At 64.3% G+C, this 14278-nt stretch carries 10 protein-coding genes; 7 read left to right on the top strand and 3 right to left on the bottom strand.

The window, feature by feature from the left end; all coding sequences use genetic code 11:
- The first annotated feature begins 299 nt into the window (after positions 1-299).
- A complete protein-coding gene (locus tag AC1DT6_RS15800; protein WP_441625732.1) occupies positions 300-1187 on the top strand; it encodes a transcriptional regulator in 888 nt (295 codons plus the stop codon).
- Here AC1DT6_RS15800 and AC1DT6_RS15795 read toward each other — a convergent pair.
- Positions 1125-2261 (bottom strand): helix-turn-helix domain-containing protein, encoded by a 1137-nt coding sequence (locus AC1DT6_RS15795; RefSeq protein ID WP_441625730.1) that lies wholly within the window; start codon positions 2259-2261, stop codon positions 1125-1127. The two genes, AC1DT6_RS15800 and AC1DT6_RS15795, sit on opposite strands and share 63 nt — an antisense overlap.
- Positions 2262-2351: 90 nt before the next feature.
- The gene (locus AC1DT6_RS15790; protein ID WP_477114767.1) at positions 2352-4355 is read right to left on the bottom strand and encodes a polysaccharide biosynthesis protein; all 2004 of its coding nucleotides are present in this window, start codon (positions 4353-4355) and stop codon (positions 2352-2354) included.
- A gap of 1096 nt (positions 4356-5451) precedes the next feature.
- On the opposite strand from AC1DT6_RS15790, the gene AC1DT6_RS15785 reads away from it, so the two are divergent.
- The 6 genes from AC1DT6_RS15785 to AC1DT6_RS15760 all read left to right on the top strand — a co-directional run bounded on the left by AC1DT6_RS15785 (position 5452) and on the right by AC1DT6_RS15760 (position 12702).
- Positions 5452-6093, top strand: a complete 642-nt coding sequence (locus AC1DT6_RS15785) for an XpsR family transcriptional regulator (protein ID WP_441625726.1) — start codon at positions 5452-5454, stop codon at positions 6091-6093.
- A 377-nt stretch (positions 6094-6470) separates the two neighbouring features.
- Positions 6471-8186, top strand: coding sequence for a hypothetical protein (locus AC1DT6_RS15780; RefSeq protein ID WP_477111140.1), 1716 nt, complete (start codon positions 6471-6473; stop codon positions 8184-8186).
- A gap of 173 nt (positions 8187-8359) precedes the next feature.
- Entirely contained in the window at positions 8360-9472 is a 1113-nt protein-coding gene (locus tag AC1DT6_RS15775) for a hypothetical protein (protein WP_441625722.1), read from the top strand.
- Between the two features lie 487 nt (positions 9473-9959).
- On the top strand, positions 9960-10883 hold the full coding sequence (locus AC1DT6_RS15770; RefSeq protein ID WP_441625720.1) for an EAL domain-containing protein: 924 nt from the start codon (positions 9960-9962) through the stop codon (positions 10881-10883).
- 171 nt (positions 10884-11054) lie between these two features.
- The gene (locus AC1DT6_RS15765; protein ID WP_441625718.1) at positions 11055-11627 is read left to right on the top strand and encodes a nitrogen fixation protein NifQ; all 573 of its coding nucleotides are present in this window, start codon (positions 11055-11057) and stop codon (positions 11625-11627) included.
- A gap of 241 nt (positions 11628-11868) precedes the next feature.
- Positions 11869-12702 carry an AraC family transcriptional regulator gene (locus tag AC1DT6_RS15760; RefSeq protein WP_441625716.1) on the top strand — a complete coding sequence of 278 codons (834 nt, stop codon included), beginning with the start codon at positions 11869-11871 and terminating at the stop codon, positions 12700-12702.
- 122 nt (positions 12703-12824) lie between these two features.
- Here the strand turns inward: AC1DT6_RS15760 and AC1DT6_RS15755 are convergent, their stop codons facing one another.
- Positions 12825-14216: an aminotransferase-like domain-containing protein gene (locus tag AC1DT6_RS15755; RefSeq protein ID WP_441625714.1), complete on the bottom strand. Its 1392-nt coding sequence runs from the start codon at positions 14214-14216 to the stop codon at positions 12825-12827.
- Positions 14217-14278: the final 62 nt, after the last annotated feature.

Raw genomic sequence — 14278 nt, 5'->3', positions numbered from 1 at the left:
GGGCCGCGCCATGCCGCTGTTCGTGCGGGTGCCTATGCCGGATTTTGTCTTCAATGTATCCGGGCGGATACCCAGGATTACATGTTCAGGCCGCCAAAAAGTGAGACGCACGGTCAAGTATCTCCGGCGGGCGGCATTATCCTGCCTGCGGATTTTGCTTCGAGCGCCTGGTGCCGCATCCGCCGAAGGCCGTGACTGGTTCTGCCTCTGGTTGAGTTGTGTCGGGCTCCCGTGCGGGGAACGGGCGAAGGAGCAAAGCCGTTTAGCAATTGCCACAAACGCCAGCCCCTGCCGGACCTATGGAAATTCATCAAAGTGCATTTACCCGCGAGCAGTTCGACGCCTATTTCGCGTCGTATGCGGGCATGGAAGGCGGGAACCCCGCGGCCGCCGTATGGTTTTGCGAGTTTTCACCCAGTGGCGTCGAGACGCCACTGAGCGATTCGCTGCGGCCTTTACCGCAGCCTCATGCATGGGACGAGGCATTTCGCCGCCGGCACCGGCAGGATATGGCGCGCTGGCAGACGCATCAGCGCATTGCCCGGATCATGGCGGCGGCACGCGAGAAGATACTCTACGGGCGCTCCGGAGGAGGCGACTGGCGGCAGTACCTGGAGGAGATGCTCTACCGGCCATGCGGCTGGGAGTTCAAGCTGAACCTCTTTCCCCTTGCAATCCGGCCGGAAGGCAGGCTCCCCTGGTCCAAGCTTTATCAGGGCCAGCCGGAGCTGAATCCCAAGCAGCGCTATTTCGATCTGTGCCGGGACGGAGGGCGGTTCCGGTTTATCGGTGGCTTGTGCCGCCGGATGCGTCCCAAGGTGGTGGTGTGCCTGGGCGAGCGCCATGCCGACGATTTTCTGAAGGCCTTCGGCATGCAGGGGATTCCGGCAGTCGAGCACTTGCTCAAGCCGGCTGACCAGGCCAGGACTCTGCAGGTCTATATGCGGCAGGGCACCACGCTTATCGTCTGCCCGGCCGTTGCCGGTAGCGCCGGCCTAAGCTCCGACGTTTTGCTCAACGCCCTGGGGTGCTTCATCAGCCACTGGCTGTCGCACGAGGATTTTGCGGAGCGTGTCGATACGCACGCGCCGGACGCGCGCGGCGACATGAAGCCAGCGCCCGCGTCATGGTCCGCGGTACACGCCGTCGTTGGCGCTCCGCTCATGGCTTGTCAGATGTCGGCGTAGCCAGCGCTCATAGTCCTGGCCCTGTACCCTGAGGGCGGCGCGCATCAGCTCTTCGCGGCGCGGGCTGGCGGCCTCGATACGCAGGTCGCTCGGCGACATGCCGTAGGCGCGCCGAAACGCGCGCGTGAAATCCGATGCGCTGGAGAAGCCCAGCCCGTAAGCAATCTCGATCACCGGCAGATTGGGAAACCGCACCAGTTCCGACGCCGCCGCGCGCAGCTTGCGCTTGCGGATGTACGCGTGTACGCCGCCTTCGTGCTCGAACAGCCGATACAGCGAAGGCCGGGAAATGTTCATCGCCGCCAGCAAGCCGGTGGGCGATATATCCGGCTGGTGGGCGCCGTGGTCAATCAGGCGGCGGGCTCGCGCGAGCATGGCGTTGCGGGTGGCGGAACGCGCGTCGCCTTCCAGCCGCGCGGCTTTGCGGAAGGCGGCCACGAGCAGATGGATGGCTTCGCGCAAGGCCGGTGTGGCCTGCTCTGGTGTCATGCGCGGGAGTTCGCGGGCCAGCACGGTCACGTGCTCGACCGCGAGCATCGTCATTGGCGTGTTGGCCTCCACAATGCGGCCGTGCGCCGACTCGGCATCGGGAAAGACGGCGTCCATCAGCGGGCGCGGCATAAAGAACGAGAGGGCGTGCGAGGGGTCGCGCACCAGGCGCGCGGGCTGGCCCAGATCCGTCAGCAGGATGCCGCCGTGGCGCGGCGTGGGATTGCGCCGCCGGCCTTCGACCAGGCCCGCATTGCCGCCGATAAACACCTGGAACACATAGTGCCGCATGGCGTCGGTGGAGATCCGCGCCACCGTGCGGTGCAGGTTGACGCCGTCGCAGCGRCAGTCGGTGAAGACCATGTCCTCGACCAGGTACCTGTCGATCGCCGCCGCGAAGGGGCGGGCGACTTGTTCTTTCGTCAGGTTCAGGTCGATGACATGGCCTACGCGATCGCGCCAGGCCAGGATCTGGCCGGCGGATGACCGGGTCCCGGTTGCGGTGCCGACTTCAAAGCGGGTGTGCGGTATGCCGGAGGCGGGCTCCGGCGGCGGTTGCGGCTGGGCGAGTCTGTACGCAGTCATGGCATTGGAATTGCAGCCTGGTAATCAGGCTGCGGCGCGATCCAATGTACAGGAAACCGCTGGACTCCGTACAGACCCGCTTGCGCGAGGTCAGCCTRCCTTGGCTTGCTTGGCGTTCAGTTCCGCGAAATCCGCCAGCACCTCCTCCGGCCCGCGCACGCGGGCACCGAAGGGGAAGGGCAGCAGTACGCGCGGACGCGGCGCCTTGCTTCTCTTGCCATCCAGGGAGCTGTAGGGCGCGTACTCCGGCACGATCGCTTGTACCAGGCTCTGGATCTTGAGCGGATCGCGCGTGTCGCAGGCGGCGAACAGGGCGGCCAGCAGATCGTGCAGCGTCTCCTCTTCGGTGGAGTGCTCTTTTGCACACATGATGCGTTCGTGCGAACTGGGGATGACGCCCTCGCCAATCAGCAGTTCTTCATAGAGTTTCTCGCCCGGGCGCAGGCCTACCACCTTGATCTCGATATCGCCGCCGGGATTGTCCCTGGTCTTTTCCTGCAGTCCGGACATATCGATCATGGTACGTGCCAGGTCCACGATGCGTACAGGGTCTCCCATGTCCAGCACGAACACCTCGCCGCCCTTGGCCATTGCGCCTGCCTGGATCACCAGTTGCGCCGCCTCGGGGATCAGCATGAAGTAGCGGACCACGTCGGCGTGGGTGATCGTGATCGGCCCGCCGGATTCGATTTGCCGGCGGAACAATGGCACGACCGAGCCGGATGAACCCAGCACGTTGCCAAAGCGCACCATCGAGAAGGTGGTGCGGGTGCGCGGACGCGCGGCGGCGGCCTGGAAGACCAGTTCGGCCATGCGCTTGCTCGCGCCCATGACGTTGGTCGGGCGTACCGCCTTGTCGGTCGAGACCAGGACGCAAGTCTCCACGCCGTACATGTGGGCGATATCGGCGACGGTCAGCGAACCCAGCACATTGTTGCGGATGCCTTCCGGCATGTTCGACTCGACCAGCGGCACATGCTTATACGCGGCGGCGTGGTAGATGGTATCGACACGGCTCTGGCGTATCGCGGCCGTGACGGCCTCGGGATCGCACACCGAGCCGATGCGCGCCGATATGTCCAGCCCCGGAAAGAGCTGCCGCAATTCCTGTTCGATCGTGTACAGCGCGTACTCGGAGTGTTCGAACAGGACCAGCTTGCGCGGTTCCTGCGTGGCGATCTGCCTGCACAGTTCGCTGCCGATCGAGCCGCCGGCTCCTGTCACCATCACAACCTTGCTGCGCGTGCACTTGGCAAACAGGCTTTTGTTGGGGGGCACCGGCTCGCGGCCAAGCAGATCCTCGATACGGATTTCGCGGATGGATTGCGTGGTGATCTTGCCATCCACCAGTTCCAGCAGCGTGGGCAGGGTGCGCACTTCCACTGCCTGGGTGCGCAGGCTTTCCACCACTTCACGGCGGCGCTCGGGCGAAGCCGACGGAATGGCCAGCACGACTTCGTCGATATTCAGCCGGCCCAGCTGTTCGGTCAGCCGCTTGGCGTCATAGACGGGCAGGCCGGCCACGATCTTGTTGTTCAGCGTGATGTCGTGATCGAAGAAGCAAAGCACCTGGTGATCGGGGCTGGCACGCATCGCAAGGGCAAGCTGGAAGCCAGCCTCGCCGGCGCCGAAGATCGCAAGGCGCGCCACCTTGCTGCGGTTCTTGCGGTAATGCGAGGTGCGCAGCAGCGCGCGTGCCAGGAAGCGTGAGATGACGACATAGGCAAACGCGATAAACCAGTAGATCAGCAAACCGGTGCGCGGCAGGTAGTCGTCCTGAATCAGCAGGGACAAGAGATAAGTCAGTCCGATCAGCGCGGCCAGGCTGATGCCGGACATCCACAAGACCTTGAGATCGATGAATCGCAGCACGGTGCGGTAGAGCCCGCTCAGGTAGAACACGGGGATGGTGAACAGCGCGATCGCCAGCGGTGGGAACGCGCCGTATTGATTGAGCAGGTCGGCATCTCCCTTGCGCAGGAGCAGCGCAAGCGAGAAGCACAGCGGCAGCATCATGATATCTGCCGTCACCATGAGAACGACTTTGCCACGGCGCGGTAGAGCGAGTAGCCATTGAGTAAGCGCGGATGTCATTTGCATATCCACATTGCAAATCCGGCACCGGTGATCCAGGTGCGGTAAATGATGACTGCCTGGCCTGCAGCAGGACGAGAAAAAAAGGGAATGCCACGTGAGACGAGCCGATGCTGGCTGGCTTCCCGGCAGGCTTCCTTCATCTTGCGATTGGTGCGAATAGTGCGGCGCAGCGGTAGCTACCGGTACCCTGCGGGAGAAGGGAAACAGAGGGGTGGGAGTGGCCTTGCGTTGCGACGACCACGCGCAAGCGAACTACGGATTGCCGGCGCGCACTGATCCTTTTGGAAAAGACATCGCAATTCTGATTGCCGGCTTTAAACGATTTTTCGCTAATCTGGTGCGCGATTTGTATTCCACAAGGGCGCGGTGGCGTGCGGTCTCGCATGAATTTGCTTGCGGACCGCATTTGTCATCGGCGATACACATTCCATGCCACGGGTACGGAAAGCCGCCGTGAAGACGGCGGGGCGTCGAATGGCGCTTCGTCTCGCGCGATGGGTACCCTTCGTAAGAAGGGAAAGAAGACTACCGAGAATCCCTCCAAAGGGGGGCGCGGACCGGTCAAATCTCGCGCAAAATCTCGCTCCGCCTAGTAAGTGTTTCGCGCAAACGAGATCAGGCTCTTTGGGACGGCATCGGGAACATCGCGGGTTTCACAATATATGTTCCTGAAAGCCATATCCAAAAGCAATGCACTGATTCAGACTGGTTGTGGGCAGGTCAAATCCGTCGAAGCCTGGCGTTGGCATTGTGCCGGCCGGCATCCGATACGAAGGGGGAAGGTGCGCGAGAGCGCCAGCGGTCATTGCGTTCCCCCTTCAGTGGAGTGGGTTGTCTCCATCGTTCTATTAGAGAGTTGCCGATGCATCCGAGGCGTCTCACGCCCGTCATGTCGTACAGGTAAGTTTGCCTCGGTGCGTGGGCATCTTTAATTCCACCAAGCGGTAGGGGCATGGAAATAGAACAAAAGGCAGTATTCTCACGTGAGCAGCTGGACGCGTATTTCGCGTCTTACGTTGGAATGGAAGGGGGAAATCCCGCAGGGGCCGTCTGGTTTTGCGACAGTACGCCGCATCCCTGGGTAGAGTCGCTGGTGGCGCCACTGGAGCCGCGTACGCAGCCGGGCGCCTGGGATCACGCATATCGCGACCGGCACAGGGACAGCATGGAGCGCTGGCAGTCCCATCAGAAGATCGCAAGGATCATGGCGGCGGCGCGGGCGCAGACATTCTCCTGTTCCCAGGATGAGTGCGACTGGAAGCATTACTTCGATCAACATCTCTATGCACCGAACGGCGCCGAATTCAAGCTCAGCCTTTTCCCGCTGCCGGCGCACCTGATTGGCCAGACGCCGTGGTCAAGGGCGTTTCGCGGGCAACCGGCGCTGGTGCCCAAGCAGCGCTATGTCGATCTTTGCCGCAATGGCAATCGTTTCCGCTTTATCGAAGGCATTCGCCGGCAATGGAAGCCCAAGGTGGTGGTATGCCTGGGTGAGCGGCATTTCGGCGATTTCGTGCACGCGTTCGGCCTGGAGAGCGCGCGGACTGGCAGTTATGTCCTGCAACCCGCCGACCTGGCGAAGACGCTGCGTGTGCTGGATCACGACGGTACCACCTGGATCGTGTGTCCCGCACTGGCGGGCGCGACAGGACTGACTTCCGATGTCCTGCTGGAGGCAATGGGCCGGTATATCGCACGCTGGCTTGTGCGGGAGGACTTCCCCATTCTCCATTAGCGGCATCAGCCGCATCGGGCATTCCGGGCTTATCCGGCGCGTTCGCTGTACTCGGCGAAACAACACCGGGACATGCGCGGCAGCGTTGTCAACGGCCGTGCGGGGTTGCCGGCCTTGCGTTCCCACACGCAAGGCCGCGCTTTCCCCCGCCAAGTAGGGGTGACACGGTAGTGGCGATTGTTTATCTAGTTGGGCTGGCAAAGGCACTGGCGAAGTGGTCATGCCGATTGCAGTTGCAAGAGCCAGCAAGGGTATCCATGAGAGGCGAATAGCCGGGGCGGCGAAGGGCACCACAGGCGGTGCGCTGCCCTGGTGTGGTTCGGGATCCATAGACGACGTATCGAAGTAATGACGTAGTGATTTCAGGAGCGAGAAGAGTGCAAACCAATATCAGGAATATCTTTACCCTCGGCCTTACGGCTTCCGCGGTAGCGACGCTGGTGGCCTGCGGCGGGGGCTCGGATTCACCGGCGCCCACGCCCACGCCCACACCCACGCCGGCCGCTGTGCAAGGCAAGGCGGTCGACTTCTACCTGGCGCAGGCCACGGTGACTTTTCTCGATTGCAGCAACAAGACGGCGACAACCAAGGCGAACGGGGATTTCACGTTCCCGGATGGCTGCACAACCAGCGCTCTCAAGGTGACGGGCGGTACCGACATCGGCACCAATCAGCCTTTCACCGGCGTGCTGCAGGCGCCGGCCGTGGCCTACAAGGCGGGTGTGACGCCCGTGGTCACGCCGCTGACGACCCTGGTCGCGCAACTGGGCTCCGCCCAGGCAGCGGCACTCGCGACCAAGCTTGGCCTGCAAGGCAAGGACCTCTCCACCCTGGACCCGATGAATGACGCCGCCGTGCTGAAGGCCTCGGTGGTGGTCCAGCAACTGGTGGACCAGGTCGCCAAGACGCTTGCTGGCCTGTCCAAGACCACGGGCGGCACGTTGACGGCGGAAGCTGCAGCGGCGGCAGCCGCCAGCGCAGTGGCCAGCGCGGTGAATGCAGGTTCCGGTACCGCCGACCTGACCAGCGGCGCACTGGTATCCACGGTCATCACATCGGCCGTGCAGAATGCCAAGGCAGGCTTTCCGGCCAGCGTGCAGTCCAGTATCGCCACGGTGGCGGCAAACGTGGCCGCGCTGGCCGGCCCGGTCGTGGCCAGCCAGGTCGCCAACGTGAACGCGGCCCTGGGCACCATTGTGCTGGGCGCCGACCCGGCCGCCACGCTGGCTGCCTTGCAGCAAAGCGGTTCGGTCAATGCGGTGGTGGACAGTGCCAAGTCGGCGGCGAGCAATGCGCTGGTCGCGGCGGTGACGCCGGCCGCGCTGGGCGACTCGACGCTGACGACCAAGCTGGGCGCGCTCGGCGGTGCCGTGGCAACCGGCAACGCGGGTGCGATCCAGACCGCTGCCGGCAACCTCGGTGGCAGTGTCGATTCGGGCGCCATCAATACTGTGGCAGATAGCGTCAAGCCGACCAACTTTATCCAGTTGGCTAGCCTGACCATCAACAGCCAGCTGTTCCCGATCGGCGATACGGTGACGGTGACGGGCGGCACGCTGAATGCAATCAAGGTGGCGGTCTCGCAGAGCGGCAACGCGTTCGCCGGCGGCGCTGCGGAAGTGCGTGCGGGCTTGAGCTACACATACAACGGCAGCCAGGTCGACGTGATCATCGAGAAGGTGGCGCTGACCTTCAACGGTTCGACGCTGACGGCGGCCCAGGTGCCTGCCGGCACCAACTACTCGTTCCGCATTGCCGGCACGGTTGCGGCCAGCGCGAACCTGAGCAACGGTGCTGCCGATAATCTGTTCGACAACGCCAACGGCGGCTCGTTGAACCTGCCGTTCACCGTTCTCCTTGCCAAGCTGAGGACCGCGGGGGCACTGAGCGCAACGCAGGTCGACGCGCTCACGCCGAAGTCGACCGCTACCTTCCCCGTGACATTCGCGGTGTCGGGCCAGGGCGGCAAGGCAGTCAACGTCGGCGCGCTGGTCAACGGCAGCGCGCAGAAGACGTCGGCGCAGACGGTGGAAACTGCCTCGGCAAAGGTCAGCGGCAACGGCATCAAGACCACGGTGACGCTGAATCCCTGATCGGTTGGCAGTCAGGCCCTCCCTGTAGTCCGGGGAGGGCTGCCCGGTCATTCGTCACGCGCGCCCGCAGGCGCGATGGCGGGTGACCGGCTTCTTTTTTGTGTGCAGTTTGCCGGACCACGACCCGGCCAACGCCGTGGATGAGGTCCGCCCCCTGGCCTCGGAGTCTCCCTATGCTGTTGTATCGCACGCGCTGGCTCGGCAATGCCGGCGCATTGATGCTGGGCTTGTCATGCGCTGGCGTTGCCAATGCGGCGCCCGACGATGTGTTCTTGCAGGCCGAACCCACCACGGGCGAGTTCACTGCATTTCGCGCGGAGGCCAGCTATGACATGGTCAACAACGCCATGGACATCTTCAACAGCCATGGCGGCGCGCCGGACAATGCCGGCAATTACCGCGGCGGCAAGCTGATGCTGGGCTACAAGTTCTCGCCGAAATGGTCGGGCTCCGCCACGTACTGGCGCCGCGGCATCGACTACGGGCCGGACAACAACCAGATCGATACCTGGATGCTGGCCTTGCACTACGACCCGCTGGCCGAGCCCGGCGCGCGCGACCGCCTGCTGGTGCGTTTCTCGCTATGGGGCGACCACTCGGGTAGCTTGAGCCGCTCTTCCGCCCTGAAGGTCAGGAATGCCACGTTCAACAGCGTCACGGTCAACAATGCCAATGACATTCAGGGCCAGGCCGATGTGATCTTCTCCGGTGACCTGACCGAGCGCAACAAACTGACGGGGTTTATCGGCCTGGGCGTCAGCCGTGTGACCATCGGCGGGCTCAATACGCGGTTGCAGCAGGGTGGGTGCAATTTCAACGTCGGCATCAACTCCGACAATGTCGCCAACGGCAGCCTGGCCGCGCCTTGCCGCGTTGGCAACGTCAACCTGCAGTCCGCGAGTTTCTCGACCGACGCCGGGCAGTACGGGCTCAATATCAATGACGATTTCAACTACACCGCCGGCTACCTGAACCTAGGCGGCTCGTGGCGCTGGAAGTACGAGAATTTCACTGCCAGGCTGGGCTACCAGTTCCAGTACCTGCTGCGCAGCAACGTCGATAGCCGTGCCAGCGCGTACGGCAATTCCCCGATCAAGTCGAATCACACGCTGGGGCTGGAGTTGTCGTATGCGGTGGTGAAGAACGTCGAAGTGTTCCTGCGCGGGCAGGGCTCGCTGCACAACTTCGTGGGCACCATTCCGTTTCTCTACAATGCCGCCACGGCGGGCAAGATGGACCGCTATTACGGCTATGGCTCGATTGGTATCCGCTTCTCGGGTTTTTAGGGCAAGGCTCGCGGAATTCGGGTTTCGGGGCGCGGCCGGGATTGAAGGTGCGAGATGACCGGCGTGCGCGCCAAGCGCGGCCGGCGAGGTGAATGGCAACGGGACTGGAGGGGGACGGCCTGACCCGGAAAAAGAAGGGTGTAGGTGCAGGGCGCCCCTACACCCCTTGAGTGGTTCAGCAAGGGGTCAGTCTTGCTGGGACGGATTGTCTTATGGGTTGTATTGCGTCAGTACCCTGCCTTGGTAGGTGGTCCTACTTAGGAGGGGAACCGGGGTCTGCCGTGGATGGCTGGGCGCTGAAAGAATGGGGCCGGGCGTGCATAAGGGACGGTTTTCAGGTTTGCCGTAGTTTGAAATCGCCGTTAGCGGAGCCAGTAGAGTTGCCGGGCGGCATGACGTTGTCGCGATGTGGCGTGTTCGCTTGCGGTTCCCAGGTGATGAATGTGCAGTCGTGCCCGACCGTGAAAGGGCCTTCCAGGAGCTTAGATTGCATTACGCGTTTATCAGGGGCAAGGTGTCTGCCCGCCAGGCGGCCTCGCATCCGGACGTGGCCAGCGCCGGGCCGGAGGGCGAGGGCCATGCCGCGGCAGCGCGCATGGCGCGGCTGCGGCGGTTGATGTCGCGGCCATCGGGCGCCATGGATCGCAGCCTGGATAGCGAGGAACTGCTTGTGCTCACCAGGGACGACCTGATCGGCGCCATCGAGCTCGGACATATCTACCCGGTGTTCCAGCCGCAGATCAGTGCGCAGCATGGCGGCATCGTCGGGCTGGAAGTGCTGGCGCGCTGGTCCGACAAAGGCCGGCATCATGCGCCGGAGACGTTCATCGGCAGTATCACCAGCCATGGGGTGGAAACCCTGCTGCTGGATCATTTCCTGGGTGCTTGYGGGCGCGTGCAGACTCGTTTTCCCCGCTACGCGGGCCGGTTCGCCCTTAACGTCAACCCGAGGACCGCGGCCGCCGCGGGGTTTGTCCAGGGCTTTGTGCATGCCAGCATCTCGCATGGACTGGATGTTTCGCGGGTGGTGCTCGAGCTGACCGAACAGACCCGGATCTCCCGCGAGGGCGAGGCTCGCCTGCTGGAGAACCTCAACGCGCTCTCGGCGCGCGGCATGGTGATCTCGCAGGACGATTTCGGTTCCGGCTACGCATCGCTGCAAGCCCTTGGCCTGCTGCCATTCACGCAGGTCAAGGTCGACAAGACCTTGTTGCACCGGGCGCGGCATGCCGAACGCGCCAGGCGGCTGTTCTCTTCGTCGATGGACCTGGCACGCTCGCTGGAACTGCAGACCGTGGCCGAAGGCGTGGAGAGTCCGGACGATATGGTGCTGGCAAGATCGCTTGGAGCGGACTTGCTGCAGGGATATGCCATTTCGCCGCCGGTGCCCTTCGAGAGGCTGGTGCTTTGAGCGAGCCGCCGGGCCACGGGGCACCCCTGCGCCCTGTAGAGCCTTCCATGGCCTTGCGTTGACTACCGTTATATACACCGCTATATTTCGGAAATTGGGCAATGGCCGGCTACCGCACGGCCGCCGCCAGAGCCGGCATGGCTGGCGTGTCCAACTCCACAAGGCATTGCCGTGAACCAGTCGTTGCTGATCCTTGATGCGTTTTCGCTGTCGCCTGGCGAGCCGGCATGCCGCGCGCTGGCCGGCGTGCTGGAAAGCGCCAACGCCGGCAGGCTGCCTCGGTTCGCGCAGTGGCTCGGCCTGGCTGAGCCCGAGTTCTGGCAAATGCTCGATCATTGCTTCCCCGGCGCCAGGGCGGCGGGGTGGGCGCCCGAGTCGGCGCCTGTCGATGCCGCCGCGCTGCCTTGCGAGTTTGCCGACCTGGTGGAGATGCTGGTCTCCTCGGGCGATCCGGCCCGCACGGAAACGCGCTGGGCCGCTCATGCGCTGGCCAGCGGCTGCTTTGGCGGGTCCCATCTCTGGCACGACATGGGCCTGGCCGGCAGGCACGACGTTTCGCGCTTGCTGCGGGACTACTTTCCCTCGCTCCATGCAGCCAACACCACGGACATGAAGTGGAAGAAATTCTTCTACCACGAGCTATGTCTGCGGCTGGACCTGCATCCCTGTCCTGAACCGGCTTGCGCCGGCTGCGACAATTACGCCGGCTGCCACGGCACCGAGACGGTGATCGGCTGGCATTAGGCCGGCACGCGCCCACGGGGATGCTTTCGTGCGGGTACTACATGCCGGTGCGGGTGGCCGCAGGCAGAACGCCGGTTTGCTCCCCTCTCCCATGAAATGGGAGAACAACCGGGGCCAGGGGAGCTACGGCAGTGCTGGAACCAGCCCGGCGGCGAATCGACCCACACGAGAGTCGGATGAACTCAAAAAACCGCAAAATCTGCAAGGCTCCCTCCGGTACATTGCGCGCCATGGAGACCACATGAAGCCCGAAACCCGAAACCAGTACGCCCAGCGCCTGGACCCCGTCCTGCGCTGGCTGGCAAGCCATCCCGACGCTGACCCGGACCTGTACCGGCTGGCGGACCTGGCCTGCCTGTCCCCGTATCACTTCCATCGCGTCTATCGCGCGATGATGGGAGAAACGGTGAAGGCCACGGTGCAACGCATCCGCATGCACCGTGCGGCCGTTGCGCTGGCGGGTACGGAAGCTTCATTGCGTGATGTGGCGCTGCGTGCCGGATATGAGTCGGACGCGGCGTTCATCCGGGCCTTTGGCGCGACCTTCGGCATGCCGCCGGGACGGTATCGCGCAGCCCGCTCCCGTCCCTTCGACCCTCAGGAGCTATCCATGTATCCCATCACGATCGAAACCTTTCCTGGCACCATGCTGGCCGCGCTGCGCCATCACGGCAGCTATCAGGAAATCGGCCCGGTGTTCGCCCGCGTCTTCATGCTGGCGGCCAGCCGCGGCGTTGCCAGCCAGGAAACCGCCGGTTTCGGTGTGTACTTCGACGATCCCGAGCAGGTGCCGGTTGACCAGTTGCGTTCGCTGGCCGGCATGTCGGTTGCGCCGGATGCGGACCTGGGAGAGGAACTGGTGCGCTTCGAAATCCCGGCGTGCCGTTGCGCGATACTGACCTATACGGGCCCCTACAACGAGATGAACAAGGCCTATAACTGGATGTTCTCGGAGTGGCTGCCGAACAGCGGGGCGGTGCCGGCGGACTTTCCCATGTTCGAGCAGTATGTGAACGATCCTCGCATCACGCCGCCCGCGCAATTGCAGACGCGGATCTACATGCCGGCGAAGTAGGCTGCCGGCGGAAGGCATCGGCTGCGTGATCGTCAACGGCACCGTCACATGGGAGCAGGACGGCCACACCGGGGCGCGGGCGGGGCAGGTGATTACCCGCGGGCGCCAGCCATAGCCGGGTGCTACAGCATCGCCGTATGCAGGTGATGCGGATCGTCCAGCGTATCCGCCACGATCTGCAGCGACTCTTCCATCTCGTCGCGGTCGCCCGGTCCGCCCAGGCAGAGGCGGATCGCGTCCGGCGGGTTGCCGTCCGTAGAGAAGGCCGCGCTCGAGACCGCGCCAATGCCGCGCGAGCGCAGGTGCAGCGCCAGCTCGGACGGACGCCAGCCGCTGTCCTGCGGTACCGGCAGCCAGAGATGGAAGCCTTCGGGGTCGGCATCATAGGGCCGCCCGGCGAAGACCTCACGGGCCACCAGTTGCCGGGCCACGCTCTCGGCGCGAATGGCCTTGAGCATGTCTTCCGCCGTGCCATCCTTGATCCATGACGTGGCCAGCAAGGTGTTGAACGGGCTCGCCATGACGGTGGTGGCGCGCAGGGTGCCGGCCAGGCGCTGGGTCTGGCGCGCGGTGGGGCCGTTGATAAAGGCAATGCGCAATCCCGCGCCAAAGCACTTCGACAGGCCGGTTACGTAGTAGGTGAGTTCGGGCGCGAGCGTGGCCATGGCGTCGGGCGTGCGCTGCGGCAGCATGCCGTAGGCGTCGTCCTCGATGATCGGCACGCTGTAGCGCAGGGCGATATCCGCGAGGATCTCGCGCCGTCCTTGCGGCATGGTTCGGGTGCTGGGGTTCTGCAGCGTCGGGTTGCAGTACAGCGCGCTGGGCTTCTGCGTCTTGCACAGGGTTTCGAACGCCGGGCCAAGCGGCCCTTCCTCGTCGCTGGGCAGGGCCTGCAACTGCACGCCGAGTTGCGTGGCGATGGCCTTGATGCCGGGATAGGCCAGCGTATCCAGGCAGATGGTCTGCCCCGGGCGGGCCAGCAGCGATACCAGCGCCACCAGGGCGCTGTGGATGCCGGGGCAGATCAGCACGGTATCCGCGCGGCAGGCGGGCACGTAGCGCTTGAGCCATTCCGTGGCCACGGCGCGGTCGGCCGGCGTGCCGCCGAAATCCTGGTAGCGCAGCAGGCTGTACGGATCGGTGGCACCCATCAGGCGCCCGGCCGACTCGCGCAGCCGCGCCGTCAGCACCGGCGGCTCGGGCGGCATGTTCATGGTCATCTCGGCACCGGTGCCCGCGCGCAGCGGCAACGCCGGGGCGCGCCCCCGGACAAACGTGCCGCTGCCGGCCTTGGCGTCGATCAGCCCGCGCTTGCGCGCTTCCGCGTAGGCGCGCGCCACGGTGGTGTAGTTGAGCCGCAGCGCCTCGGCCAGGTCGCGCAGCGCCGGCAGCCGGTCGCGGGCCTGCAGGCGGCCGCTCGCCAGGTCTTCCTCGATCAGGTCGGGGATCGTCAGGTAGGCGGGTTTGGCGCTCTCGGAGAGGCGTTTCAGCCAGTGGCTGGCAAGACCGGACAAGGGGGGCTCCAGGCGATTCATGCGTACAAGGTACCGAGGCATCAGGCTATCACATTGATCGC

This window comes from Cupriavidus sp. 01L45, assembly GCF_056399885.1.
The sequence above is the reverse complement of the archived record's forward strand: the minus strand, read 5'-3'. Positions and strand labels throughout refer to the sequence as shown.